Origin of the sequence: Agrobacterium radiobacter (assembly GCF_040801995.1) — a bacterium.
In the GTDB taxonomy this organism is placed as follows: domain Bacteria; phylum Pseudomonadota; class Alphaproteobacteria; order Rhizobiales; family Rhizobiaceae; genus Agrobacterium; species Agrobacterium radiobacter.
Genome location: NZ_JBEGHX010000001.1, coordinates 815,809 through 842,573 on the forward strand (window position 1 = coordinate 815,809; position 26,765 = coordinate 842,573).

Genomic DNA, 26,765 nt, shown 5'->3' on the forward strand with positions numbered 1-26,765 from the left:
GGTTGAATGTTTTCGCTGGTCTCGACGTTCAAAATTGCGCATCGCGTATCCATGCTGGCCCTGGCTGCTCTGTGCGGGATCGCCGTCATCGCGGGCATGCTGCTCTGGCAAGGACACATGGAGGCGCGTTATCGCGTCGCTGAAGAGACGCTGATCGAGCGAGACGGAGTGCTGGCGGCGCTGGAGGACGGTTTGCATGAAAGCCGTGTTCACCAGAGAGACTTCCTGCTGACCCGCGATATGAAATCCGTCGGGCAGTTTGACCAGACGATGGACCAGATCCGGCAGTCATTGAGCCATCTCGAAGGCAGCGCGACATCGCAGGCCCGTACGCGGCTCGAAGCGCTCGCTGAGGGCGCGGTGGTCTATTCCGATAGCATGAAGGCCCTTGTCGCCAAGAACAGGGAACTGGGCCTAACCCCCGCGGAAGGTCTCGAAGGCGCCATGCGCAATGGCGTGCATTCCATCGAGAAACTCGTCGACGTCGTCGCCAATGCCGAAATCCGCGCCAGCATGCTGATGATGCGACGGCACGAGAAGGATTTCATCCTGCGGCGCGAAGCGGCCTATGTGACGAAACATGCGGCGGAAGTGGAAACCTTCAAGGCGCTGGTGAAGCTGGAATACCGGCCAGGCGCTGAGCGTCAGCGCATCATGGATGCACTGGAAATATATACCGCCTCGTTCCGCTTTTACGCCGCCGCCGTGCTGGAGGAGGAGAAGGCGCGCGAAACTGTCGCCTCCGCCTATAGTGCCCTGTTGCCTGTCGTCGCCGAAATCTCCACCAATTACCGGCAGGAGCGGGACGCAAGCGCTCTCGCGAACAGCGCTGCGGCGGAAAGAACGGTTTCGATCGTCGTCGCTCTTATCGCCCTGACCGTGGTAAGTCTTTTTGCCGGGGTCTACCTCATCGGCCGCTCGATCACCCGCCCGGCGACCGCGATCACGGGGGCTATGCGTCGTCTGGCCGACGGTGAAACCGAATTTGCCGTTCCCGGTCTCCAGCGTGGAGATGAGTTCGGCGCCATGGCGCATGCGCTGGAAATCTTCCGACAGGCCGCCATCGCAAAGATCGAACTGGAGGCGCAGGCGCTCGTAGCCCGGCAGCAGGCCGAAGCCGAAAAGGTGCGGTTCCAGCTTGAGGCGGAATCCGAAGCGCAGGCGCGGCTGATGCAGGCGACCACCGGGCTTGCGGCAGCGCTTCGCCGCCTCGCAGGCGGCGATCTCTCTTTCGAGCTGATCGAGCCTTTTGCCCCGGATTTCGAGGCGCTGCGCCATGATCTCAACCAGACAATCCGCCAGCTCGATGCCGCCATGTCCGGCGTCGTGCAGTCGAGCGTGGCCATCGACGGCGGCAGCCAGGAAATCAGTCAGAGCGCTGCCGATCTTGCCCGCCGTACCGAGCAGCAGGCCGCCTCACTGGAGGAAACCGCTGCCGCGCTGGATGAATTGACGGCGAATATCCGCATCTCAGCGGATCGCGCCGTGGAAGCCCGCGCAGTCGCCCATTCGGCCGATGAGGATGCCAACCGCACGGCCAATCTCGTCGTTGACACAGTAAGCGCGATGGAAAAGATCGAGCAATCCTCCGGCAAGATCGGCAATATCATTGGCGTTATCGACGAGATCGCCTTCCAGACCAACCTTCTTGCCCTCAATGCCGGGGTGGAGGCTGCGCGCGCGGGTGAGGCGGGACGCGGTTTCGCCGTCGTTGCGCAGGAGGTGCGGGAACTCGCACAGCGCTCGGCAAGGGCCGCTGCCGAAATCAAGGCGCTTATCCAGACCTCCGGTACAGAGGTGAAGGAGGGCGCGCGTTTCGTGCGGGAAACGGGTGCTGCCCTGTCGCGCATCGGCGGCTCGGTGAAGACGATCAACGGCCATATCGAAGCCATTGCCGCTGCCACGCACGAGCAGTCACTGGGACTTGCCGAAATCAACACCACCGTCAACCATCTGGATCAGGGCACACAGCAGAACGCCGCCATGGTCGAGGAAAACAATGCCGCGAGCGCCATGCTGGCGGGCGAGACCGCGCGTCTCAAGGAACTGGTTCATCAGTTCCGGCTGAGCGACGTGGAGGCGAGGGGCTATGGCGGGCGCGAAGCGGCCTGAGACGTGACAGCAGTCATCGAAAAGCGGGCGCGCAACTTGCGGCCCGCTTTTTTGCCGTTTATAGCTGGGCCACTCACCACGGACCCGGTGAAATTCCGGGTGGCTCTTCTGGCCGCCGATCCGCCAGATAACGCAAAGCACCGACATTCGTTTTCAATCTACCGGACACGGTTCCGGCCGGTGCGTCATTCTTTGCGAAAAAATCAGATGAACAGATTTCAGACTTACAGACGTGAGTGGTTTTCCAATATTCGCGGCGATGTTCTTTCCGGCATTGTCGTGGCGCTTGCCCTCATTCCCGAAGCCATCGGCTTTTCCGTCATCGCCGGTGTCGACCCCAAAGTGGGGCTGTTCGCCTCCTTCGCCATTGCCTGCGTTTCTGCTTTCACCGGTGGCCGTCCGGGCATGATCTCAGCGGCAACCGCCGCGACAGCCGTCCTGATGGTTACGCTCGTCAAGGAACACGGGCTGCAATATCTCTTCGCCGCCACCATCCTCATGGGCGCGCTGCAAATCCTGGCGGGTCTTGTGAAACTCGGCCGGGTGATGCGCTTCGTCTCGCGCTCGGTCATGACCGGCTTCGTCAATGCGCTGGCGATCCTGATTTTCATGGCGCAATTGCCTGAGCTGATCGGCGTGCCGGTCGAAACCTACGTCATGATCGCCGCCGGCCTTGCGATCATCTATCTTTTCCCCCTGGTCACGAAGATCATTCCGTCACCGCTGGTCGCCATCGTCGTTCTCACCTGTGTTGCCGTCTTCTCTGGCATGGATATCCGCACGGTCGGCGATCTCGGTGAGTTGCCCTCGACGCTGCCGATATTCGCCCTGCCGCAGGTGCCGCTGACCTTCGAGACGTTGCAGATCATCTTTCCCTATTCCGTGGCGCTCGCCGCCGTCGGTCTCCTGGAATCGCTGCTGACGGCGCAGATCGTCGACGACATGACGGATACGGGCAGCAACAAGAGCCGCGAATGCATCGGGCAGGGGACAGGCAATATCGCATCCGCCCTCATCGGCGGCATGGGCGGCTGCGCCATGATCGGCCAGTCCGTCATCAATGTCAGCTCCGGCGGGCGTGGCAGGCTCTCCACCTTCGTGGCGGGCGCTTTCCTGCTGTTCCTCATTCTGGTGCTTGATGATCTCGTGCGCATCATCCCGATGGCAGCCCTGGTGGCGGTGATGATCATGGTCTCCATCAGCACGTTCTCGTGGCGCTCCATCCTTGATCTTAGCCGCAACCCGCCATCATCGAGCATCGTCATGCTGGTGACGGTCGGCACGGTGCTCGCCACCCACGACCTTGCAAAAGGCGTGCTGGCCGGCGTGCTTCTCTCCGGCGTGTTTTTTGCGGGCAAGGTGTCGAAACTCTTCCACGTCCGGCCGGAGCTTTCTGCCGATGGCCGCGAGCGGATTTATCGCGTCGATGGCCAGATTTTCTTCGCCTCGACCGAAAGCTTCATCGCCGCCTTCGATTTCGCCGATGAGGTGGATGCCGTGACGATTGATGTCACCGAGGCGCATCTGTGGGATATTTCGGCAGTTGGTGCGCTGGACAAGGTGGTTCTGAAATTCCGCAAGACCGGCAAGAAGGTCGAGGTGATCGGTGTCAACGAGGCTAGCGCCCACATGATCGACCGCTTTGCCCTGCACGATAAACAGGACGGCGCTGCCGCACCGCTGCACTGAGCGCAAAAAAAAGCCCCGGCAAGACCGGGGCTTTTTTGGTTTTATTCGTTTGCCGTCACCGTGACGCCGAGCATTTTCGGCAGGGTGTTCGGCGCGCCCATTGCGGCGCCCATGATCATCGGGAAAGGAACCGGCTTTTCCGGCTCTGCCGTGATCGAGAGGTTCTTCGGATTGTCGATATAGGCGTTGATGGCCGCCGACACCATGTTCTGCAGCTCTGGAACGTTGAGCGAAGCCATCATGATCGGCGCCATGCCCTTGATGGTCTGGGCAAGCTGGTCGCTCGTCATGCCCTGCTGGCTTGCCGCATAGTCGATGGCGCGCTTGGTGATGCTGGCGTCTTCGAAGCTGATTTCGGCGTTGATGAAGGAAAGCTGCTGCATCAGGCCGAGCATGGCGAGGCTTGCTGCCTGGTCCGCCTGTTCCTTGTTCGGATTGGCGGCCTGCGCCTTTACCGTCTCCTGCATCGACTTGATGAAGTCGAGCGTGTAGCCGGAGAAACCGAACGACATGTTGAGACGGCCGACATTGTCGAGGTCGATGGCGTATTCCTCGACGTCGACGGTGCCGGAGGCAACTTCCCAGCTGCCGCTCATGGTCATGTTGCCGGAAAGCGCCTGCAGATTGAGCTTTTCAATTGCGTCCTTGGTGGCCGGATCGGTGGCTTCGCTGAGATCGGCCTTGAAGCCGGAGGCGTCGAGTTCGAAACCGATCGAGTTCTTGTCGTCGCTGACGGACATCGTCGCGCTGCTTTCCTCAAGCGAGAAAGCCGGCTTGCCGTCGACGGAAACGGAAATCGGACCGCTATGGGCTTCATCGTAGAACATCAGGGCGTCGACGGTGCCGGTGGTCGCATCGCCCGGAATGACGAGGCCGGACATGTAGATGTCGCTCGCCTTGATCTCAACCTTGTCCTGCTTGTAGTCGATATTATCGAAACGGGCGTTCTTGATCTTGTAGCCGCCGTTGTTTTCCTCGACGCCTTCGAGCGACACATTGCCAACGGGGATCTTCTTGGCAGGATCGGCGACGGAGTTGAAGGTCACGCTGTTCAGCGTCACCGTCGTGCCGTTGACGGCGACGGAACCGGCGGCGATCTCGCCTCCCTGCGCGGCATAGGCTGCGTTGATTTTCTTCAGCACATCCCCGCCATCCAGCGCGAAAGCCGGTGCCGAAAGCGTAAGAAGCGCGGCGCTCGCGAAAAGAACCTGCCGGGTGGATTTCAGTCTCATGATGTTTCTTCCCTCAACGTACGGCTGTGCACCGTGTCCGAATTCGAATGGTGATACTTATATTCGCGATTATTCAAAGGTCTATAGGATTTAGATCGATTCCCATGACGGCGGCATTGCGGCATTTGCAACGCGGTTAACAAAAAAACGCATGAAAGGGGTGCTTTCATCCACAGGGCACACCCCTGAATTTCTTGCCGGGAATCGGCATTTCCGCTAGTCAAGCACCATGGGAAAAAATCTTGTACCTCCGTCCGGCGGAGACGATAACATTCATCCGGTCGATTTGAAGGCGGCGCTTGAAGAGCGCTACCTCGCTTACGCCCTGTCCACGATCATGCATCGTGCGCTGCCGGATGTGCGCGACGGCCTGAAGCCGGTTCACCGCCGCATCATCCACGCCATGAGCGAAATGGGCATCCGCCCCAACTCGGCCTTCAAGAAATGCGCCCGTATCGTCGGCGACGTGATCGGTAAATTCCACCCGCATGGCGACCAGTCGGTCTACGATGCGCTGGTGCGCCTCGCGCAGGATTTCTCGCAGCGTTATCCGATTGTCGACGGGCAGGGCAATTTCGGCAATATCGATGGCGACGGCGCCGCCGCCTATCGTTATACCGAAGCGCGTATGACCGATGTGGCGGCGCTGCTGCTGGAAGGCATCGGCGAGGATGCGGTGGATTTCCGCGCCACCTATAATGAGGAAGACGAAGAGCCGGTTGTCCTGCCGGGCGCCTTCCCCAATCTGCTTGCCAACGGTGCCTCAGGCATCGCCGTCGGCATGGCGACATCGATCCCGCCGCACAACGCCCATGAACTTTGCGATGCGGCGCTCCATCTCATCAAGCATCCCGATGCGACGGTTGAAAAGCTGGTGGAATTCATTCCCGGCCCTGACCTGCCGACCGGTGGCGTGATCATCGAAAGCCGCGAGAATATTCTCGATGCCTATAAGACCGGGCGCGGTGGTTTCCGCGTGCGCGCAAAATGGGAAACGGAAGACCTCGGACGTGGCGGCTATCAGATCGTCATCACCGAAATACCGTTCCAGGTGCAGAAATCGCGGCTGATCGAAAAGATCGCCGAGCTGCTGCTCGCACGCAAACTGCCGCTGCTCGAGGATGTCAGAGACGAATCCGCCGAAGACGTGCGCATCGTGCTGGTGCCGAAGAGCCGCACCGTCGATGCGACGCTGTTGATGGAATCGCTGTTCCGCCTCTCCGACCTTGAAAGCCGCCTGCCGCTCAACATGAACGTGCTGTCGCTCGGCAAGGTGCCGAAGGTGATGGCGTTGAACGAGGTGCTGAGCGAATGGCTGGCGCACCGCAAGGACGTGCTGGTCCGCCGTTCCCGCCACCGTCTTGCCGCCATCGACCGCAGGCTCGAGATTCTCGGCGGCCTGCTGGTCGCCTATCTCAATCTCGACGAGGTGATCCGCATCATCCGTGAGGAGGATGAGCCGAAACAGGTGATGATGGCGAAGTGGTCGCTCACCGACAATCAGGCCGAAGCCATCCTCAACATGCGGCTGCGTAATCTGCGCAAGCTCGAGGAATTCGAAATCCGCAAGGAATTCGATGAACTCAGCAGCGAGAAGGCCGAAATCGAGTCGCTGCTCGCCTCCGATGAAAAGCAGTGGCAGACCGTCGCCTGGGAAATCGGCGAGGTCAAAAAGAAATATGCCAAGGCTACCGAGATCGGCCGTCGCCGCACGCAGTTCGCGGATGCCCCGGATGCCGATATCGAGGCCATCCAGCAGGCGATGATCGAGAAGGAACCGGTCACCATCGTCATCTCGCAGAAGGGTTGGATCAGGGCGCTGAAGGGTCACATGTCCGATACGTCGGCCCTGACCTTCAAGGAAGGCGACGGACCCAAGATCGCCTTCCCGGCGCAGACGACCGACAAGCTGCTGCTGCTTACGACGGGCGGCAAGGCCTATACGCTCGGCGCTGACAAGCTGCCGGGGGGGCGCGGTCATGGCGAGCCGATCCGCATCATGGTCGATATGGAGAACGATCAGGACATCCTGACCGCCTTCGTGCATGATCCGTCGCGCAAGCTGCTGCTCGTCTCCACCGCCGGTAATGGCTTCATCGTGCCCGAGGGCGAAATGGTCGCCAATACCCGCAAGGGCAAGCAGATCATGAATGTCTCCATGCCTGATGAAGCGAAGCTCGCGGTTCCGGTAACGGGCGATCATGTCGCCGTGGTCGGCGAGAACCGCAAGCTTCTGGCCTTCCCGCTGTCGCAGGTGCCGGAAATGTCACGCGGTAAGGGCGTGCGCCTGCAGCGCTACAAGGATGGCGGCGTTGTCGATGTGAAATGCTTCGCGCTCGCCGAGGGTCTGAGCTGGTCCGACACGGCCGGGCGTCTGTTCACCAAGGTCGGTGAGGAACTGCGCGAATGGCTGGCCGACCGCGCCACCGTTGGCCGCACCGTGCCGAAGGGCTTTCCGCGCAGCGGGAAATTTGGTGGGTAATATCTGAAAGACGTCCTCGGAGATTGTCTGGGGGCGTCTTTCCCGCCTTTGTTTTGCTGTCCAAGCCGAACATGTGCTTCAGGACTTGGCGAACCCATTATTCTCCTTCGGGATGGTAAACCTCCCACCCACGCGGCGTCAGATGCTCCTGCGGATGATAGCGGGTCTTGTACCCCATCTTTTCCGAACCATCGACCCAGTAGCCGAGATAGACATGCGGCAGGCCGAGCGCGCGCGTGCGGGTGATGTGATCGATGATCATGAAAGTGCCGAGCGAGCGTTTTTCGAGATCGGGATTGAAGAAGGAATAGACCATCGACAGACCGTCGCTCATCACGTCGCTGAGCGCCACCGCCAGAAGTTCGCCGCGCTTGCTGGAATCGATGCCGGAGCCGGGTTCGCGCACGCGGTATTCGATGATGCGGGTGTTGACATGCGTGTCTTCCACCATGATCGCGTAGTCTAGCGCCGACATGTCGGACATGCCGCCGGACTGGTGGCGGTGGTCGAGATAACGGCGAAATAGCGCGAATTGTTCGGTGGAGGGCTCGGCGGCGTGCACCGTGGCCACGACATCCCGATTGGCGGCAAGTACACGCCGCATCGATTTCGTCGGCTGGAACTGTTCGGTGAGGATGCGTACGGAGACGCAGGCGCGGCAGTTTTCGCAGGCCGGGCGATAGGCGATGTTCTGCGAGCGCCTGAAACCGCCCTGGGTCAGAAGATCGTTCATTTCCGAAGCGCGCGGGCCGACCAGATGGGTGAAGACCTTCCGCTCCATCTGGTTCGGCAGATAGGGGCAGGTGGCCGGCGCCGTAAGATAGAATTGAGGAGAGGGCGTCGCCTGCGTGTTCATCGAACCGTGATCGCCTCCTGCGTCTGTTATGAAAGCGCGCCGCGATTTCACGGGGTTGGCGGCGGCGCTTCAAGCGACATGCATAATGTCACAGAATGGCAAAATGACGGAAAACGTCAACTGCGGGATGAGGTATTTGACGCGATGAAAGCCACGTTTCCGTGGCTTTCATCGATATCAGCGCGTTCTGACGATAACGGTGCCGAGCAGGAAGTCATGAACGAGGCGCGAGCGCTCGGTAAACAGGCCTGCAAGCAGGATCAGCGGCGTCAAAACCGAGTTGATGACCCAGAAAAGCACGATATGCACCGTCGACAGCAGGAAATCGATTCGCCGCCCGTCCATGCGCGCCATCGCGATCCCCATCGCCCGCATGCCGGGAGTGGCCTGCGACGGGCCGCCAAGCGTCATGCCGAAATAAAGCACCGCAACGATGACGAACAGCGCCGGGTAAAGGAAGAATCCCAGGCCAAGCGTGATCACGCCGAGAAAGAAGACGATGACCGCGGCCGGGATGCACAGAAGCAGAACGATCGCGTAATCGATCACGAACGCGAAGACGCGCCGGCTCAGGACGCCGCTATAGGCGCGCCAGTCATCCGGTGCGGCATAGGTGGGGTTCTGGTCGAGGCTCATCGGTCGTTTTCTCCTGAGAGGGTATGACAGCGCGGCATGAGTGCCGTGTCAGCAGACAATATGGGAAGAAAACGACCGAATACAATAAGCGCCGGCCTCAGCCCTTTGCCAGTTTGCGTGCGGCCTCCATGGCGAAATAGGTGAGAACGCCATCGCAGCCCGCGCGCTTGAAACAGAGAAGCGTTTCCATCATCACCCGCTCGCCGTCGATCCAGCCATTCATGGCCGCAGCCTTGATCTGGGTATATTCGCCGGACACCTGATAGGCGAAGGTCGGCAGGCCGAAATTCTCCTTCAGCCGCCAGCAGATGTCGAGATAGGGCAGGCCGGGTTTGACCATCAGCATGTCGGCGCCTTCCTCAACGTCGAGTGCTGCGTCGCGGATCGCCTCCATGCCGTTGGCTGGGCTGATGTAATAGCTCGCCTTGTCACCCTTCAGCAGGCCGGCGGTGGAGATGGCCTCGCGATAGGGGCCATAATAGCCGGAGGAAAATTTCGTCGCATAGGACATGATGCCGACATTCTGGTGTCCGGCGGCGTCGAGCCCCCGGCGGATGGCGCCGATGCGCCCATCCATCATCTCCGACGGTGAGATAATGTCCGAACCGGCATCCGCCTGCAGGATGGCCGCCTTGACAACCTGTTCGACCGTTTCGTCATTGACGATCTCGTCGCCGCGCAGAATGCCGTCATGCCCGTGGCTGGTGAAGGGATCGAGCGCGACATCAGTAATCATGCCGATATTTGGCACGGCTTTTTTGACCGCGATAGTTGCCTGATTGATGAGATTGTTTGCTTCGAGCGCGTTCGAGCCGGTCTGGTCCCGCAACTCTATCTCGATATTCGGGAAGGTCGCGATGGCGGGAATGCCAAGATCGGCGGCTTCCTTTGCCGCTTCCACCAGCCGGTCGACGCTCATGCGGTTGACGCCGGGCATGGCGGGAATGGGCTCGAGAATATTGCTGCCCGGCACGATGAAGACCGGCCAGATGAGGTCGTCAACGGTCAGGCGGTTTTCCTGAACCAGACGGCGCGTCCAATCCGCCTTGCGATTGCGCCGCATGCGGCGATGGCCGGTGATCTCGTCGACCAGATGCGTTTTGTCCTGCATGTCAGAATGTCCTTCGGTCAAATTTCGAAAGCTGCATATCATGAAGCGTGGGCCATGCGAATGCGACAATCTTCCCTCATTGAGGCACAGCGCCGGCGATCATGCTTTGACAAGGCAGATGGCGGAATTCAATATGGACTGGTCGCCCGCCCATCGAGACCGTATCTTCCGGCCATGGAACCTGATTCTCAACCTCTGCCGAAGCGTCCGCTTGCCGAAATCCTCTTTCTGGTCTTCATGAGACTGGTTGCGGTTTCCTGTTTCTGGTTCGGCCTGCAATATTGGGCGATGCTGACGGGCTATTCGCTTGGCGGCCATGGGCGCTTCGATATGCTGAACCTGCCCTGGCGCGTGGCGGGCAGTGCGCTGGCGGTCATTTTCCCGGTTGCGGCGCTGGGTCTCTGGCTCGGCGCCTCCTGGGGTGCCGTCATGTGGGTCATGGGCGCGGGCGCGCAGATCGCCATGTATAAGGTTTGGCCGCATATCTTCGGTGCCAACACGCTTGTGCCCGTGATGCACGGTCTCGTGGCAACCATTTATATACTATTCCTGGTCGCTTTCTGGCTGGATCAGCGCCAGAATGAAGAGCGCGCAAGAATTGATTTACCATAATAATAAAGCAATTCGCCCCGTTTTCCGGCCGAATTTTATCGTTAAGTCATTGAATTATAACGGATGACTAAGACCCATTCCCGCTTCGCCACAGATTCGGCCCGCTGGGGAAAATGCAGGTAACCATTTGTTAATCGTAGCTTTTAAGTAGAATTTTATGCGCATTGATTAGGTTCTCACTCAAGGCGGGAGACAAACAAACACACCGCCAAACAAAACAGTGAGGCAGTCATGATCAATAGCAAAGTTAAGCCCCAGGCCGTTGTTGCCGATGCACATGAAGATACCATCCGCTCGCTCTACATGGAGTCGCTGCACCTGGTGGAACGTCTCCACCGCCGCCTCCTCGATGTCATCAAGGACGAATTTGACCGCCAGGGTCGTGATGACGTCAACGCCGTTCAGGCACTGCTGCTGTTCAACATCGGCAATTCCGAACTGACGGCCGGCGAGCTTCGTTCGCGTGGTTATTACCTCGGCTCGAACGTCTCCTATAACGTCAAGAAGCTGGTCGACCTCGGTCTCATCAACCACCAGCGCTCGCGTGTCGACCGCCGCTCGGTCCGCATCAGCCTGACGGAAAAGGGCCAGGAAATCGCCGAAACGGTTGCCCGCCTTTATGAACGCCACGTCGGTTCGATCGAAAAGGTCGGCGGCATCGGCACCGGCGAGTTCTCCGAAATGAACAAGCTGCTGCAGCGCCTTGATCGCTTCTGGAACGACTCGATCGCTTACCGTCTGTAATACCGCGACGGTTTCACTGTTTAAGCCGGGGGCATCCTTTGCTCCCGGCTTGCGGATTCCGCAGGTCACCCGCCACGCATTTTACCTGTCAAGTCCGCCCCTTCATCCGGCCTTCGCCCTGTTTTGCAGGCGAACACAGCTTCGTGAGAAGAGGGCCGTGACACGAATCGGCCATATTGATATGGGAGGCGCAAAGGCATAGGAGCCGGCGGTTTCTCCTGCTGTCGTGGCAAGCCTCGACTGCTGTGCCAGACACCAGCGCCAAGATCATGGCGTATCGAGCATTACCGGCCGGCAGACACGTTGTACGTGTTTGTTAATCATATTGATTTAGGCATCGTTGAGGATGCCGAAGAGAGTGGCTGGTAGGTAGAATGACAAAGAAATCCGTTTCCGATTCCGTATCGCGCCGCGCGCTTCTGCGTTCGGCCGTTTCCGTTGGTGCTGCAGCACTTGCCGCGCCGGCCTTTGCGCAGAACGCGCTTAACGATCTCATGGGCTCTTCGCGCCGCGGCAACTGGGATGACCAGTTCGACGCCAATTCATCGCGTTCGGCCGTGGGTGTCGTTTCAAACAATCCGGTTCTCGGACGCGAAGCACCTGTCTATATGCAGCAGGCGATCATGCAATATCAGCAGATCGTGCAGAATGGCGGCTGGCCGGAAGTGCCTGCGTCCCAGCAGCGCCTCCAGATCGGCGTCTCCGATCCTTCCGTACAGGCGCTGCGCCAGCGACTGATGGTATCCGGCGATCTGCCGCGCGAAGCCGGCATTTCCAGTGCCTTTGACTCTTACGTTGATGGCGCACTGAAGCGTTTCCAGGCCCGTCATGGCCTTCCGGCTGACGGTGTCAGCGGCGAATATACCACGAAGGCGCTCAATGTTTCCGCGCAGATCCGTCTGGCGCAACTGCAGACCAACCTCGTGCGCATCCAGTCCATGTCGGGTGATCTCGGCCAGCGTCACCTGATGGTGAATATCCCGGCCGCCGCCATCGAAGCAGTGGAGAATGAACGCGTCGTGCTGCGCAACACGGCCGTCGTCGGCCGCGCCAGCCGCCCGACGCACGTCATCAATTCCAAGATTTACGAAGTCATCCTCAACCCTTACTGGACAGCGCCGCGCTCGATCGTCGAAAAGGACATCGTGCCGCTGATGCAGAAGGACCCGACCTATCTGGAGCGGAACAACATCCGCCTCATCGACGGCAAGGGACAGGAAGTTTCGCCGACGGCGGTCGACTGGTTTGCGCCAAAGGCACCGAACCTGATGTTCCGCCAAGACCCCGGCAAGATCAACGCCATGTCCTCGACGAAGATCAACTTCCACAATCCGAACAACGAATATATGCACGACACGCCGCAGCAGGGTCTGTTCAACAAGCTGATGCGGTTCGAATCGTCCGGCTGCGTGCGCGTACAGAACGTGCGCGACCTCACAAGCTGGCTGCTGCGCGACACGCCCGGCTGGTCGCGTCAGGAAATGGAACGCGTCATCGCCACCCGCGTCAACACACCGATCAAGCTGGCGCAGGAAGTGCCTGTCTATTTCGTCTACATCACCGCATGGTCGGCGAAGGACGGCGTGGTGCAGTTCCGCGACGACATCTATGAAAAGGACGGCAACGCCGAACTGGCGCTCAACACCACCACCGGCATCGAACAGCCGGCTGGACCTGTCGACGACGACCTGTTGCCGCGCAACTGATCCGGCGCTGCCGTCAGGTTTTTATATTTAAGTGAAAGGCCGCACCCCGTCGGGTGCGGCTTTTTTCATTTTCGCTGCTGGTTTTGAAAAAACAGCTGCCGTTTTTTGTCGCAACGTCGCAGTTTGACGGGCAAATCTCGCTGCCCGTATTGCTCTTGTTCGGGCAGGGCGCTAAGACGCCATCGCATTACTGTTTCAGGAGCCTTCACCATGTCGAACACAGATGCTTTCTTCTCCCGTCCGCTTGCCGAAGTCGATCCGGATATTTTCGGCGCGATCGAGAAGGAACTGGGTCGCCAGCGCCACGAGATCGAACTGATCGCCTCGGAAAACATCGTTTCCCGCGCTGTGCTTGAAGCGCAGGGTTCGATCATGACCAACAAATATGCCGAAGGTTATCCGGGCAAGCGTTATTACGGCGGCTGCCAGTTCGTAGACATTGCTGAAGAGCTTGCCATCGAGCGCGCCAAGAAGCTGTTCGGCGTCAACTTCGCCAACGTCCAGCCAAATTCCGGTTCGCAGATGAACCAGGCCGTGTTCCTCGCGCTGCTCCAGCCGGGCGACACCTTCATGGGTCTCGACCTGAACTCCGGAGGCCATCTGACACACGGTTCGCCGGTCAACATGTCCGGCAAGTGGTTCAACGTCGTGTCTTACGGTGTGCGCGAAGGCGACAACCTGCTCGACATGGACGAGGTGGAGCGCAAGGCCAAGGAAACCCGGCCGAAGCTTATCCTTGCCGGCGGCACCGCCTATTCCCGTATCTGGGACTGGAAGCGCTTCCGCGAGATCGCTGATGAAGTCGGCGCTTATCTGATGGTCGACATGGCCCACATCGCCGGTCTGGTTGCCGGTGGCCAGCATCCGTCGCCGTTCCCGCATTGCCACGTTGCCACCACGACAACGCACAAGTCGTTGCGCGGCCCGCGTGGCGGCATGATCCTCACCAATGACGAGGATCTGGCCAAGAAGTTCAACTCCGCCGTCTTCCCCGGCCTTCAGGGCGGTCCGCTGATGCACGTCATCGCCGCCAAGGCCGTTGCCTTCGGTGAAGCATTGCAGCCGGAATTCAAGGATTACGCCGCACAGGTCGTCAAGAACGCCAAGGCGCTTGCCGAAACGCTGATCGAAGGTGGTCTTGATGTCGTCTCCGGCGGCACCGACAACCACCTGATGCTGGTTGACCTTCGCAAGAAGAACGCCACCGGCAAGCGTGCTGAAGCAGCTCTCGGTCGTGCCTACGTCACCTGCAACAAGAACGGCATTCCTTTCGATCCGGAAAAGCCTTTCGTCACCTCGGGTGTGCGTCTCGGCACGCCGGCCGGCACGACGCGCGGTTTCAAGGAAGCGGAATTCCGCGAAATCGGCAAGCTGATCGTCGAGGTTCTCGATGGCCTGAAGGTTGCCAATTCGGATGAAGGCAACGCTGCTGTTGAAGCTGCGGTGCGTGAAAAGGTCGTCGGCCTGACGGACCGTTTCCCGATGTATCCGTACATGTAAGGAAAAGAGACGATGCGCTGCCCATTCTGCGGTTCCGAAGACACACAGGTCAAGGACTCGCGTCCGGCGGAGGACAATACCTCCATCCGTCGGCGGCGCATCTGCCCGGATTGCGGCGGCCGCTTCACGACCTATGAGCGCGTGCAATTGCGCGAGCTGATGGTCATCAAGAAAAGCGGCCGCAAGCTGCCTTTCGACCGGGAAAAGCTGGTGCGGTCCTTCGAGATCGCGCTGCGCAAGCGCCCGGTTGACCGCGACCGGATCGAGCGGGCCGTCTCCGGCATCGCCCGCCGTCTGGAAAGTTCCGGCGAGACGGAAATTCCCTCGGAAGAAATCGGCCTGCAGGTTCTGGAAGCGCTGAAAAGCCTTGATGATGTGGCCTTCGTGCGTTACGCCTCGGTTTATCGCGATTTCAGCCACGCCGAGGATTTCGAGAACGTGATCGCCGAAATCAACGCCAAGATCGCCCGTGATACGGACGGTGGAGCATAGACGTGACGAGCCGTGCCGATGACGAAAGATTCATGGCGCGGGCCATCGAGGTTTCGCTTCGCCACCAGGGGCAGACGCTGACCAACCCCTCGGTCGGCTGCGTTCTCGTAAAAGACGGAAAAATCATCGCTGAAGCGGTCACCGCCGTGGGCGGTCGTCCCCATGCCGAACGGCAGGCGCTGGAAATCGCCGGCGAGGCGGCCCGTGGCGCCACCGCCTATGTAACGCTCGAACCCTGTTCCCATTGGGGCAAGACCCCGCCCTGCGCCAATGCGCTGGTTGAATACGGCGTTGCCCGTGTCGTGGTGGCGGTGGATGATCCGGATGAGCGCGTTTCCGGCCGTGGTTATACGATATTGCGCGACGCCGGTATCGTGGTGGAAACCGGACTGCTGCGCGCCGAGGGCCAGCGCGCGCTTGCCGGTTACCTCACACGCCAGATGAAAAAACGCCCGCATGTGATTCTGAAGCTTGCAATTTCCGCCGACGGCATGATTGGCAGAGAAGGCGAGGGGCAGATTGCGATTACCGGTCGCGAGTCGCGCCATGCCGTGCATGAACTCCGCGCGCGCTGCGATTGCATTCTCGTTGGTATTCGTACCGCTATTGCGGATGATCCGGAACTGACGGTGCGCATTGCCGGTTTGGAGCAGCGTTCGCCGGTGCGGATCGTGCTGGATCGGCAGTTTGAGTTGCCTTTGACGTCGAAGCTGGTGAAGACGGCGCGGGAGGTTCCGGTGATTGTCGCGGCGATACCCCCCTCTGCCCTGCCGGGCATCTCCCCCTCAAGGTGGGAGATCGATGGAGCGCCGCTTCCCCCTGCATCGACGGGCAGAGAGGGTGAACCGAAGGCGCGATTTGAGCGAGCGGACAGCCCCTTGCCGATCTCCCCCCTTGAGGGGGAGATGCCCGGCAGGGCAGAGGGGGGTAACCCCGATCGCCGACGCCAACAACTCACCGACGCCGGCGTCCAGATCCTCGAAGCCTCCACGCTCGAAAACCTCCTCCACATCCTCGCCGAAAGCGGCATGTCGGAACTTCTGGTCGAAGGCGGCGCCTTTGCCGCAAAATCATTCCTTGAAGCCGGGCTGGTGGACCGTATCATGCTGTTCGAAAGCCCGGTTGTGATCGGTGAAGGCGGGATTGAAACGCCGCTCAACCGTGCCGATATCACGGGCGATTATGCGCTGATCAGCGAAACCGCCTATGGGCCGGATCGCTGCTTCGATTATGAAAGGCCGATTTGATGTTTACCGGAATTGTCACCGACGTCGGAACCGTTTCCGAGCTGGAAGCCCTGGCTGAAGGCATTCGTCTGCGGGTGGCGACGAATTACGATCCCAAGACCATCGATATGGGTGCGTCCATCTCCCATGGCGGCGTGTGCCTGACGGTGACGAGGCTGCCTGATGATGGCAGCAACGAGCGCTGGTACGAAGTCGAGGCCTGGGAAGAGGCGCTGCGCCTGACGACGATCGCCAGCTGGCAGAAGGGTACTCACGTCAATCTCGAGCGGGCGCTCAAGATCGGCGACGAGCTTGGCGGCCACATCGTCTCCGGCCATGTCGACGGCAAGGCGGAAATATTGGCTGTCGAACCGGAAGGTGAGGCGGTGCGTATCCGCCTGCGCGCCCCGGAGCATCTGGCGAAATTTGTGGCGCCTAAGGGTTCCATTGCGCTCGATGGCACCTCGCTGACCGTCAACGCCGTCGAAGGCACGGATTTTGACGTTCTGCTGATCCGCCATACGCTCACCGTCACCACCTGGGGCGAACGTCAGCCGGGCGATTTCGTCAATTTCGAGGTCGACACCATGGCGCGTTATGCCGCAAGGCTTGCGGAATTTCCGTCGGCGTAAACCGAAAAGGTGACTCGGCGGGTTATTGTGCCCGCTGACGCCTCCTCCTCCCGTCATTCCGACTCAAAGCCGGCATGACGGAACGGAAGCGACGAGTACGCCAAATCGCATAATGGTCGCTGCCTTGCTTCCGATGAAGCTCAAAACACTATAAGACGTCTCTTCAGCCGTTTTCATCCAAACGGGGGTAGGGGACATACATCATGCCGTCTTTTGAACTGCTGACAGCCTTTTTTGTAACCACCGCTTTGTTCGCCTATATCCCCGGTCCGGCCATGCTTTATGCGGCGGCGCAGACCATGGCGCGCGGCCGGTTTGCCGGGCTGATGGCGGTGCTTGGCATCCATGTCGGCTGCTATGTCCACATTTTTGCCTCTGCGGCGGGGCTTTCGGTGCTGTTTCAGGCCGTTCCCTGGCTCTATCTCGCCGTGAAGCTCTGCGGCGCGCTTTATCTCGTATGGCTCGGTTTTTCGATGCTGCGCAGCAAGCTTGAAGGTGAGGCGGTCAATCTGACCATCGAGCCGAAGTCGGCGCGCCGCGCCTTTATCGACAGCATCATCGTCGATGTGCTCAATCCGAAGACCGCGCTGTTCTTTCTGGCCTTTCTGCCGCAATTCGTCGATCCGGCAGCAGCCTTTCCGGTCTGGCTGCAATTGCTGATCCTCGGCATCGCCGTCAATTTCATCTTTTCCTCGGCAGATCTGGTCGGCGTGCTTCTGGCAGGGGCGATGGTCGGGCGTTTGAAGCGTTCCAGCGCGGTGCAGGTGCTTGTCCGCCGCGCTGCCGGAACGGTGCTGATGGGGCTCGGCGTCCATCTGGCCTTCCAGAAAACCTGATTCTCGGGAAGCCGCGCCGAGAGGTGCAAAACCCGGCCAAATGCCCTGCAGAAGCGGCCCCTTGCGCCACTGACATATGAAATTACTTGCCAAAAACAGTCAGCCGTGGTTTGACCGCCGCAAAAGCCGGTATGATCCGGCGTTAAGCTTTTCGGGAAAATCCCCAGGAACCCTCACATGTCCAAACCTCATCTTCTTATCGTGGAAGCACGTTTTTACGACGATATGGCCGATGCTCTTCTCGAAGGCGCGAAGTTTGCGCTTGATGAAGCCGGCGCCACCTATGACGTCATCACCGTTCCCGGCGCGCTGGAAATCCCTGCCGCCATCGCCATGGCGCTTGACGGTGCAGACAATGACGGCACGGAATATGACGGTTTTGTCGCGCTTGGCATGGTCATTCGCGGGGAGACCTACCACTTCGACATCGTTTCCAACGAATCCTCCCGCGCGCTGATGGACCTCGCGGTCAGCGAATCGCTGCCGATCGGCAACGGCATCCTCACCGTCGAGAATGACGAGCAGGCCTGGGCGCGTGTACGCCGCTCCGACAAGGACAAGGGCGGTTTCGCCGCCCGCGCGGCGCTGACCATGATCAAGCTGAAGAAAAAACTGGGTGGCTGAACGCATGTCGAATGTTGATAATGGCGGCGAACCGCGCCAGCCTTCGGTAAAGCCCGCCAACCAGCGCGGCGCGGCCCGCCTTGCGGCCGTGCAGGCGCTTTACCAGATGGATGTCGGCGGAACCGGCGTGATGGAAGTCGTCGCCGAATATGAGGCGCATCGTCTCGGCCAGGAAGTCGATGGCGATACCTACCTGAAGGCTGACCCTTCGTGGTTCCGTTCGATCGTCGCCGGCGTGGTGCGCGATCAGACGAAGATCGACCCGCTGGTGCGCTCCGCCCTTCTGGAAGACTGGCCGCTGTCGCGTCTCGATGCCACCGTGCGCGCCATCCTGCGTGCCGGCGCTTTCGAGATTCTCGAGCGCAAGGACGTGCCGGTCGCCGTCATCGTCACGGAATATGTTGAAATCGCCCGTGCTTTCTTCGAGCATGACGAGCCCAAGCTGGTGAATGCGGTTCTGGACCGCATTGCCAAGCAGGTGCGCGGCGAGGCAAAACGCTGAAGTAAAACAGGTGAGGAAGAGATGAGCGCAGTTTCCGTCCCCGGACTTGAAGTTCAACTGGACGAGGCGAAGCGCAACGTCTTCCTTCTCACCATGGCGCAGGCGATCATGGGATCGGCCGCGCCCTTGAGCTTTTCGGTCGGCGCGCTTGCCGGTTATCAGCTGCTCGGTGCGGACAAGTCACTGGCAACCGCGCCGCTCACCGGCTTTAATATCGGTGTCGCGCTCGGCGCGATCTGCGTGGCGGCCGCCTCCCGCTTTCTTGGCCGCAAGGCAGGCTTCATGGTCGGCGCGCTGATGTGCTCCATCGGCGGCGGCATTGCTGCGGTGGCGCTCTTCCGGTCGGATTTCTGGCTGTTTGCCGTCGGCCTGCTGCTGATTGGCATTTCCGGCGGTTTCACGCAAAAAATTCGCTTCGCCGCAGCCGATGCCTCGCCATCCTTCTACAAGCCGAAGGCGATCTCCTGGATTCTGGCTGGCGGCATCATTTCCGCCATCGTCGGGCCGCAACTCGCCATCTTCGGCAAGGATTTGCTTGCGCCGGTTACCTTTGCCGGCGCTTTTCTGGCCCTCGTTCCGCTCGGCCTCGTTTCGATTGCCATTCTGGCGTTTCTGAAATTGCCCGACCCCAAGGCTGCCACCGCCCATGTCGAATCGGTAAGGCCGCTTTCGGAGATTGTCCGCACGCAACGTTTCGTCACCGGCATGATCTGCGGTATCGGCTCTTATGCGTTGATGACCTTCATGATGACGGGCGCACCGCTTGCCATGGTGATCGGCTGCGGTTTCCCGACCGAACTCGCCACGCTCGGCATCCAGTGGCATGTGCTGGCCATGTTCGGCCCGAGCTTCTTCACCGGCATGCTGATTTCCCGATTCGGCGCGGAAAAAATCGTTGCTTGCGGCCTCATCGTGCTGATGGCCTGCGCCATTGTCGCCCATATGGGCATAGAGCTGTGGAATTTCTGGGCGGCGCTCATTCTGCTTGGCCTCGGCTGGAATTTCGGTTTCATCGGTGCAACCGCCATCATCACGTCAAGCTACCGCCCGCATGAGGCGGACAAGGTGCAGGGCTTCCATGATATCGTGCTCTTCGGCACGGTGGCGTTGTCGTCCTTCTCTTCCGGCAAGGTGTTTACGGCCTGGGGCTGGTCGGTGATGAACCTCGTCATCTGGCCGGTTGCCGGGCTTTGCCTCCTGCTCGTCCTGTCGCTCATCCTCACGAAGCAAAAAAAAGCCGCCTGAGTTCTGCGCCGCTCTCTACGCCTTTCAAGTTTCAGGCAAATTTGTGGGCTTGACGCGGCACCTTGCGCCAACGCAATCTCCGCTCCGAGGACATTTTTCCTTGGGAGGGGAACAAATGCCCAAGACGGGATTTGGGACGGGCCGTCCGCATCTCCCTGCACAAGGTTTCGCCGCGCCGGGGAGGGAGTGAGACCCGGCCTTTTGGGAGGTAAGTGCGCATGACCGTAATACCCATAGTAATTTTATGCGGTGTCCTGTCCGTGGTTTACGCGGTATGGGCCACCAAAAGCGTTCTCGATGCCGATCAGGGTAACGAGCGTATGCGTGAAATAGCAGGTTTTATCCGTGAAGGTGCGCAGGCTTATCTCACCCGTCAATATCTCACCATCGCCGTCGTCGGACTGATCGTCGCTGTTCTTGCCTGGTATCTGCTGTCATCCATGGCGGCCATCGGCTTCCTCATCGGCGCGGTGCTTTCGGGTGCGGCCGGTTTTGTCGGCATGCATGTCTCGGTGCGCGCCAATCTGCGCACCGCGCAGGCGGCGTCCCACAGCCTTTCCGCCGGTCTCGATATCGCCTTCAAGTCGGGCGCCATCACCGGCATGCTGGTCGCAGGCCTCGCGCTGCTCGGCGTCTCCATCTATTATTTCGTCCTGACCTCGGTGATGGGTCATCCGGCCGGATCGCGTGAGGTGATCGATGCTTTGGTGTCGCTCGGCTTCGGTGCATCGCTGATCTCCATCTTTGCCCGTCTCGGCGGCGGCATCTTCACCAAAGGTGCGGATGTCGGCGGCGATCTCGTCGGCAAGGTCGAGGCCGGCATTCCCGAGGACGATCCACGCAACCCGGCAACCATCGCCGACAATGTCGGCGACAACGTCGGCGATTGCGCCGGCATGGCGGCCGACCTCTTCGAGACCTATGCCGTCTCCGTGGTCGCGACCATGGTTCTGGCCGCGATCTTCTTTGCGGGAACGCCGATACTGGAAAGCGCCATGGTCTATCCGCTGGCGATTTGCGGCGCCTGCATCCTGACCTCGATTGCCGGAACCTTCTTCGTCAAGCTCGGCACCAACAATTCCATCATGGGCGCGCTCTACAAAGGGCTCATCGCCACCGGCGTTTTCTCGGTTGCCGGTCTTGCGGTCGCTACTCATGCGACGGTCGGCTGGGGAGTGGTGGGCACGGTGGCCGGAATGGAGATCACCGGCACCAACCTCTTCTTCTGCGGATTGGTCGGCCTCGTCGTGACGGCGCTTATCGTCGTCATCACCGAATATTATACCGGCACCAACAAGCGGCCGGTCAACTCCATCGCCCAGGCGTCGGTCACCGGTCACGGTACCAACGTCATCCAGGGCCTTGCGGTCTCGCTGGAATCGACGGCGCTGCCGGCTCTCGTCATCGTTGGCGGCATTATCGGAACCTATCAGTTGGCCGGCCTGTTCGGTACGGGCATCGCGGTCACCGCCATGCTTGGTCTCGCGGGCATGATCGTGGCGCTCGACGCCTTCGGCCCGGTGACTGATAATGCCGGTGGTATCGCTGAAATGGCCGGTCTCGATCCTGACGTGCGCAAGGCGACGGATGCGCTGGATGCCGTCGGCAACACCACCAAGGCCGTCACCAAGGGTTACGCCATCGGTTCGGCCGGTCTCGGCGCGCTGGTGCTGTTTGCGGCCTATTCCAACGACCTGTCCTATTTCGCCGCCAATGGCGATACTTATCCCTACTTCAAGGACATTGGCGAAATATCGTTCAGCCTCGCCAATCCTTACGTCGTTGCCGGTCTGCTGTTCGGCGGTCTCATTCCGTATCTCTTTGGCGGCATCGCCATGACGGCGGTGGGCAAGGCGGCAAGCTCGATTGTCGAGGAAGTGCGCCGCCAGTTCCGCGAAAAACCGGGCATCATGGCTGGGACGGAAAAGCCTGATTATGGCAGGGCCGTGGACCTGCTGACACGCGCGGCGATCAAGGAAATGGTCATCCCGTCGCTCCTGCCGGTTCTGGCGCCGCTCGTCGTTTATTTCGGCGTGCTGCTGATTTCGGGCTCCAAGGCGTCGGCCTTCGCGGCACTTGGCGCATCGCTGCTCGGCGTCATCATCAACGGCCTCTTCGTGGCGATTTCCATGACCTCAGGTGGCGGTGCATGGGACAACGCCAAAAAGAGCTTCGAAGACGGCTTCATCGACAAGGACGGCGTGCGCCACGTCAAGGGTTCGGACGCCCACAAGGCGTCGGTGACGGGTGATACGGTCGGCGATCCCTACAAGGATACCGCCGGTCCCGCCGTCAACCCGGCGATCAAGATCACCAATATCGTGGCGCTGTTGCTGCTTGCTGTTCTTGCCCACTGAGGGCTGAGGTTCCGACGAATGAAAAAGGCCCGGGGAGTGATCCCCGGGCCTTTGATTTTTCCGTTCCTGCTGAGGTCAGGGGGTGTTGTTGCCCTGACCGAGAATGCTCTTGGCGATGTTGGCGCCGGAGGTGCCGCCGGAGAGCAGCTGCTGCAGGAAGGTGAGGTCCTTGCCGCCGGTCGGCGTTGTGCGCGAAATCGTGTCGAAGACCTTGCCGTCCTGCAGCGTGTAGTTGGCCTTGCGCTCGATGACGCCGTCCTTGTTGAAATAGATCGCAAGAATGTTCTGTTCGACCAGCGCCGGCTTCATGAAGGCCGCGCGGCGCACGCGCTTCTGCGAGATGTAATAGAAAACCTCGTTGCCGAAGGTCGCCGTCGTGGAGGGCGTGCCCATGGTCAGCAGAACCTGCTCACGGCTGGAACCCTCAGGGATCAGCTGGAGCGACTGCTCGTCCATGACATAGCCGTTATGGAACACATCGGTTGTGCTGCTGCAGGCGGAAAGCAGGCCGGATGCGAGCAAGATTGCGATGGCGGTCTTGCTCAGAATTTTGCCGTGACTTGCGGATTTCTGCTTGCTCAACTGCTTTTCCCCGACTGCGATCATGAATGGCACCTTCCGGCATTGCGTGGTGCACAGTGTCTGTGCACATGATTGTGTCAATCCGGGGACGGAAAATCCCGATCACCCCCCAAATCCAATGCTTTCCCGGCCGTTTGGAACTCCTCCGGTTCTCTTCGACTGTTTCAGCCCAAAGACGAACGTGACCGTGACAGCATTGCAATTCGTGGATGCTTCGGTAAACCAGCTTTGACAATCATGCAACAAGTGCGATGGACGGTAAGCGAATTCACCCGTCCGGTTCGGAAAAAAAAGATGATATTCGGGCTGTTCAAGAAGAAAAACAACAATCGCGCCATAGTTGACCGGCAATATGCGACCTTGACGGCTGCCGCCCGCACGCCCGGATTTTATCTTGACCTCGGTGTGCCCGACACGGTCATGGGCCGTTTCGAGATGCTCTCGGCGATCATGATTCTCTATTTCCGCCGCACCAAATCATCAGGTGTCAGCGGGCAGGAAATCGCCCAGGAGATCGTCGACGCCTTTTTTCAAGATATCGATCATTCCATCCGTGAGCTGGGAATCGGTGACCAGGGCGTGCCGAAACGCATGAAGAAATTCGCCGGTATGTTTTATGGGCGGCTCGAATCCTACGCGGCGGCGCTGGATGCTTCCGACCGCCCCGCTCTTGCCGCAGCGCTCCGGCGCAATATATATCCGCAGGTAGACGACAAGGCCCCTGATATGGAGGGGTTGGCGGGCTGGATGATGGAAGCATCCGCAGCCCTTGCCGCCCAGTCCGAAGAGACAATAGCAACCGGAAGCCTGACGCTGCCCTTGCCTTTACGATGAGGTTCACGATGAACGCGCGACACGCCGCAAATGACGACCTGCCTTTTTCCTATCCCGTAAAGGTAGGCCATATTTCCGCCAATCCCGTCAGGATTGGTCTCGAAGCCAGTGCCGAGGAACTGAAGGCGCTGGCGAAATTCTGGGATGTGGTTTCCGTCGAATATCTGAAGGCGGAGCTGCAGGTTTCCCGCTGGAAGAAGGATGGCGTGAAGATCAAGGGTGAGGTGCATGCGGCTGTGACCCAATCCTGCATCGTCACGCTGGAGCCGGTCTCGAGCAAGATCGACGAGACGGTAGAGCAGATTTTCGTCCCGGAAGGATCGAAACTGGCGCGGATGGTGACCAATGAGGAAGGCGAGATCGTGCTTGATCCTGATGGCCCCGATATTCCCGATCAGTTCACCGGCGACAGCATCGATGTCGGCGCCGTGGTTGCCGAATTTGCCGCGCTTGCGATTGATCCTTATCCGCGCAAAGCGGATGCGGAATTTGCCGAAGCGGCTGAAAAAGAGCCCGAAGAAGAAAAGCGCCCATCGCCCTTTGCCGTGCTGAAAGATTGGAAAAAAGACTGAATGGCCCAGCCGGGCTGAAATAATTTTATTGTAACAAGAGCCGGAAAAGGTATTTTCGCGCAAAATCCGCTTGATTGGCGGCAAGTAAGGATAAGGGACGAGTGATCAGAATTGCAATTGACGTCATGGGTGGCGATTTCGGCCCAGATGTTGCCATACCCGGTGCCGCCAAGGCGCTTGAACGGCACAACGATGTAACTTTTCTGCTCTACGGGCAGAAGAGCAAATGCGACCCCATTCTGGCACAATATCCCGCACTTCGGGAAAAGTCGGTCTTTCACGATTGTGAAGTCTCGGTCAGCATGGACGAGAAACCGAGCCAGGCGCTGCGCCGTGGCCGCTATGTTTCCAGCATGTGGCGCGCCATCGAGGCGGTAAAGCTCGGCGAGGCGGATGTCGCCGTTTCCGCCGGCAATACCGGCGCGCTGATGGCCATGGCCAAATTCTGTTTGCGCACCATGGCGCGGGTGGAACGACCGGCGATTGCCGGCATCTGGCCGACGCTGAAGGGCGAAAGCATCGTGCTCGACATCGGTGCGACGATCGGCGCCGATTCCCAGCAGCTTCTGGATTTTGCCCTGATGGGCGGCGCCATGGCGCGCGCGCTTTTCGATATCGACCGCCCTACCGTCGGCCTGCTCAATGTCGGTGTCGAGGAAGTCAAGGGCCAGGAAGAGGTACGTGAGGCCGGACGGCTTATCCGTGAGGCCGATCTCGGCACCATCGACTATCGCGGTTTCGTCGAAGGCGATGATATCGGCAAGGGTACGGTGGATGTGGTGGTGACGGAAGGTTTCACCGGCAACATTGCGCTCAAAGCCGCAGAAGGCACGGCGCGCCAGATCACCACGCTTCTGCGTGAGGCGATCTCGCGCAGCTTCTTCGCCAAGATCGGTTATGTCCTGGCGAAAAGCGCCTTTGATGTACTTCGCGAAAAAATGGACCCGCGCAAGGTCAATGGCGGCGTATTTCTGGGTCTGAACGGCATTGTCATCAAGAGCCACGGGGGTACGGACGCCGTTGGTTTTGCGTCGGCTGTCGATGTCGGCTACGACATGGTTCACAACGGCCTGACGGCCAAGATTGAAAATGATCTGAAGATTTACCACGCAAGACGGCTTCCGCCCCCGGCGCCCGAAGCTCTCGTGGCTGACGAGGAATAAGGGAATGATCCGCTCTATAGTTCGTGGTTTCGGGGCAGCGCTTCCGAAGCGTGTCATGACCAACAGCGAAATCGAAGGTGTCGTCGAGACATCAGACGAATGGATCGTGCAGCGCACGGGCATCAAGCAGCGCTATATCGCCGGCGAAGGTGAAACCACCGCGTCCCTCGGCGAAGCTGCTGCGCGTGCCGCGCTCGACAATGCCGGCCTGACACCTGATGATATCGACCTCATCATTCTGGCCACCTCGACCCCTGATAACACTTTTCCGGCAACGGCGGTGAACATCCAGAACCGTCTTGGCATGACCCACGGCTTCGCCTTCGACATGCAGGCCGTCTGTTCCGGCTTCGTTTATGCCGTATCGACCGCCGACCTCTATATTCGCGGCGGCATGGCCAAGCGCGTCCTGGTGATCGGTTCCGAAACCTTCTCGCGCATTCTCGACTGGAAGGACCGCACCACCTGCGTTCTCTTCGGCGATGGCGCCGGCGCGCTGATTCTTGAAGCCGGCGAAGGCGAGGGTACCTCCGCCGATCGCGGCGTTCTGACCGCGCAGCTGCGTTCCGACGGTTCGCACAAGGAAAAGCTCTATGTCGATGGCGGACCTTCCACGACAGGTACCGTTGGTCATCTGCGCATGGAAGGCCGGGAAGTGTTCAAGCACGCCGTCGGCATGATCACCGACGTGATCGAACAGGCCTTTGAGGCGACGGGCACGACGTCTGATGACCTCGACTGGCTGGTTCCGCACCAGGCCAACAAGCGCATCATCGACGGATCGGCGAAGAAGCTTAACATCGACCCGGAAAAGGTCGTCATCACCGTCGATCAGCACGGCAATACCTCGGCCGCCTCCATTCCGCTGGCGCTTGCCGTTGGGGCCGGCGACGGACGCATCAAGAAGGGCGATCTTGTCATGCTGGAGGCCATGGGCGGCGGCTTCACCTGGGGTGCGGTGCTGCTGCGCTGGTAAGGGCGTGATTTGCGCGTTTGCCGGGGCGCCGGGGCGAAATCGGT

The 26,765-nt window shown here is 59.9% G+C and carries 24 protein-coding genes and 1 other annotated feature; of the genes, 19 read left to right on the forward strand and 5 right to left on the reverse strand.

Translation table 11 applies throughout. The annotated features are described in order from the left end of the window. Positions 1-6 precede the first annotated feature (6 nt). Both MRBLRC7O_RS04050 and MRBLRC7O_RS04055 read left to right on the forward strand, forming a co-directional pair. Complete coding sequence (locus MRBLRC7O_RS04050; RefSeq protein ID WP_080866060.1) at positions 7-2,112, forward strand: methyl-accepting chemotaxis protein; 2,106 nt, start codon at positions 7-9, stop codon at positions 2,110-2,112. Between the two features lie 77 nt (positions 2,113-2,189). Next, positions 2,190-2,245, forward strand: a sequence feature (sul1 is cis-regulatory element that is thought to sense ions involved in sulfur or methionine metabolism; They are found in Alphaproteobacteria). A 74-nt stretch (positions 2,246-2,319) separates the two neighbouring features. Next, positions 2,320-3,801 carry a SulP family inorganic anion transporter gene (locus MRBLRC7O_RS04055; RefSeq protein WP_080866061.1) on the forward strand — a complete coding sequence of 494 codons (1,482 nt, stop codon included), beginning with the start codon at positions 2,320-2,322 and terminating at the stop codon, positions 3,799-3,801. Positions 3,802-3,842: 41 nt separating this feature from the next. Here MRBLRC7O_RS04055 and MRBLRC7O_RS04060 read toward each other — a convergent pair whose 3' ends face one another. Further along, positions 3,843-5,033, reverse strand: a complete 1,191-nt coding sequence (locus MRBLRC7O_RS04060) for an aq_1923 C-terminal domain (RefSeq protein ID WP_060724060.1) — start codon at positions 5,031-5,033, stop codon at positions 3,843-3,845. Between the two features lie 229 nt (positions 5,034-5,262). On the opposite strand from MRBLRC7O_RS04060, the gene parC reads away from it, so the two are divergent. Beyond that, positions 5,263-7,515, forward strand: coding sequence for a DNA topoisomerase IV subunit A (parC, locus tag MRBLRC7O_RS04065; RefSeq protein ID WP_111820536.1), 2,253 nt, complete (start codon positions 5,263-5,265; stop codon positions 7,513-7,515). 97 nt (positions 7,516-7,612) lie between these two features. Here parC and MRBLRC7O_RS04070 read toward each other — a convergent pair whose 3' ends face one another. From MRBLRC7O_RS04070 to hemB, 3 genes are all read right to left on the reverse strand, one after another. Beyond that, positions 7,613-8,371, reverse strand: a complete 759-nt coding sequence (locus MRBLRC7O_RS04070; RefSeq protein WP_003502198.1) for an arginyltransferase — start codon at positions 8,369-8,371, stop codon at positions 7,613-7,615. A 177-nt stretch (positions 8,372-8,548) separates the two neighbouring features. Next, positions 8,549-9,007, reverse strand: a complete 459-nt coding sequence (locus MRBLRC7O_RS04075) for an RDD family protein (RefSeq protein WP_003502200.1) — start codon at positions 9,005-9,007, stop codon at positions 8,549-8,551. A gap of 97 nt (positions 9,008-9,104) precedes the next feature. Further along, positions 9,105-10,118 (reverse strand): porphobilinogen synthase, encoded by a 1,014-nt coding sequence (gene hemB, locus MRBLRC7O_RS04080; RefSeq protein ID WP_080866063.1) that lies wholly within the window; start codon positions 10,116-10,118, stop codon positions 9,105-9,107. Positions 10,119-10,292: 174 nt separating this feature from the next. On the opposite strand from hemB, the gene MRBLRC7O_RS04085 reads away from it, so the two are divergent. The 12 genes from MRBLRC7O_RS04085 (at position 10,293) to MRBLRC7O_RS04140 (ending at position 22,594) form a co-directional block, all read left to right on the forward strand. Next, positions 10,293-10,730: a DUF6163 family protein gene (locus tag MRBLRC7O_RS04085; protein ID WP_003502204.1), complete on the forward strand. Its 438-nt coding sequence runs from the start codon at positions 10,293-10,295 to the stop codon at positions 10,728-10,730. Between the two features lie 234 nt (positions 10,731-10,964). After that, on the forward strand, positions 10,965-11,474 hold the full coding sequence (gene ldtR, locus MRBLRC7O_RS04090; RefSeq protein WP_026363448.1) for a transcriptional regulator LdtR: 510 nt from the start codon (positions 10,965-10,967) through the stop codon (positions 11,472-11,474). A 374-nt stretch (positions 11,475-11,848) separates the two neighbouring features. Beyond that, positions 11,849-13,180, forward strand: a complete 1,332-nt coding sequence (locus MRBLRC7O_RS04095) for a L,D-transpeptidase family protein (protein WP_003502206.1) — start codon at positions 11,849-11,851, stop codon at positions 13,178-13,180. Positions 13,181-13,390: 210 nt separating this feature from the next. Beyond that, entirely contained in the window at positions 13,391-14,680 is a 1,290-nt protein-coding gene (gene glyA / locus MRBLRC7O_RS04100) for a serine hydroxymethyltransferase (protein WP_003512506.1), read from the forward strand. A gap of 12 nt (positions 14,681-14,692) precedes the next feature. Further along, on the forward strand, positions 14,693-15,172 hold the full coding sequence (gene nrdR / locus MRBLRC7O_RS04105) for a transcriptional regulator NrdR (RefSeq protein WP_003502218.1): 480 nt from the start codon (positions 14,693-14,695) through the stop codon (positions 15,170-15,172). Positions 15,173-15,174: 2 nt separating this feature from the next. Continuing rightward, positions 15,175-16,419, forward strand: a complete 1,245-nt coding sequence (ribD, locus tag MRBLRC7O_RS04110) for a bifunctional diaminohydroxyphosphoribosylaminopyrimidine deaminase/5-amino-6-(5-phosphoribosylamino)uracil reductase RibD (RefSeq protein ID WP_060724064.1) — start codon at positions 15,175-15,177, stop codon at positions 16,417-16,419. Further along, complete coding sequence (locus MRBLRC7O_RS04115) at positions 16,419-17,030, forward strand: riboflavin synthase (RefSeq protein WP_003502222.1); 612 nt, start codon at positions 16,419-16,421, stop codon at positions 17,028-17,030. The genes ribD and MRBLRC7O_RS04115 overlap by 1 nt, the downstream gene beginning before the upstream one ends. Before the next feature lie 203 nt (positions 17,031-17,233). Beyond that, the gene (locus tag MRBLRC7O_RS04120) at positions 17,234-17,866 is read left to right on the forward strand and encodes a LysE family translocator (protein ID WP_080866064.1); all 633 of its coding nucleotides are present in this window, start codon (positions 17,234-17,236) and stop codon (positions 17,864-17,866) included. 177 nt (positions 17,867-18,043) lie between these two features. Next, positions 18,044-18,490: a 6,7-dimethyl-8-ribityllumazine synthase gene (ribH, locus tag MRBLRC7O_RS04125; RefSeq protein ID WP_020009433.1), complete on the forward strand. Its 447-nt coding sequence runs from the start codon at positions 18,044-18,046 to the stop codon at positions 18,488-18,490. Positions 18,491-18,494: 4 nt separating this feature from the next. Further along, complete coding sequence (nusB, locus tag MRBLRC7O_RS04130; protein WP_031233928.1) at positions 18,495-18,992, forward strand: transcription antitermination factor NusB; 498 nt, start codon at positions 18,495-18,497, stop codon at positions 18,990-18,992. 21 nt (positions 18,993-19,013) lie between these two features. Next, positions 19,014-20,237 (forward strand): MFS transporter, encoded by a 1,224-nt coding sequence (locus MRBLRC7O_RS04135; protein WP_080866065.1) that lies wholly within the window; start codon positions 19,014-19,016, stop codon positions 20,235-20,237. A gap of 218 nt (positions 20,238-20,455) precedes the next feature. Further along, positions 20,456-22,594: a sodium-translocating pyrophosphatase gene (locus MRBLRC7O_RS04140; protein ID WP_080866066.1), complete on the forward strand. Its 2,139-nt coding sequence runs from the start codon at positions 20,456-20,458 to the stop codon at positions 22,592-22,594. 75 nt (positions 22,595-22,669) lie between these two features. Here MRBLRC7O_RS04140 and MRBLRC7O_RS04145 read toward each other — a convergent pair whose 3' ends face one another. Next, positions 22,670-23,200 carry an outer membrane protein assembly factor BamE gene (locus MRBLRC7O_RS04145; RefSeq protein ID WP_080866067.1) on the reverse strand — a complete coding sequence of 177 codons (531 nt, stop codon included), beginning with the start codon at positions 23,198-23,200 and terminating at the stop codon, positions 22,670-22,672. Positions 23,201-23,470: 270 nt separating this feature from the next. Between MRBLRC7O_RS04145 and MRBLRC7O_RS04150 the strand changes: the two genes are divergently transcribed. The 4 genes from MRBLRC7O_RS04150 (at position 23,471) to MRBLRC7O_RS04165 (ending at position 26,721) form a co-directional block, all read left to right on the forward strand. Then, positions 23,471-24,010 carry a ubiquinol-cytochrome C chaperone family protein gene (locus MRBLRC7O_RS04150; protein ID WP_060724066.1) on the forward strand — a complete coding sequence of 180 codons (540 nt, stop codon included), beginning with the start codon at positions 23,471-23,473 and terminating at the stop codon, positions 24,008-24,010. Positions 24,011-24,018: 8 nt separating this feature from the next. Next, a complete protein-coding gene (locus MRBLRC7O_RS04155; protein WP_003502233.1) occupies positions 24,019-24,582 on the forward strand; it encodes a YceD family protein in 564 nt (187 codons plus the stop codon). A 101-nt stretch (positions 24,583-24,683) separates the two neighbouring features. Further along, positions 24,684-25,745 carry a phosphate acyltransferase PlsX gene (gene plsX, locus MRBLRC7O_RS04160; protein WP_026363445.1) on the forward strand — a complete coding sequence of 354 codons (1,062 nt, stop codon included), beginning with the start codon at positions 24,684-24,686 and terminating at the stop codon, positions 25,743-25,745. Between the two features lie 4 nt (positions 25,746-25,749). Then, positions 25,750-26,721, forward strand: a complete 972-nt coding sequence (locus tag MRBLRC7O_RS04165; RefSeq protein WP_080866068.1) for a beta-ketoacyl-ACP synthase III — start codon at positions 25,750-25,752, stop codon at positions 26,719-26,721. Positions 26,722-26,765: the final 44 nt, after the last annotated feature.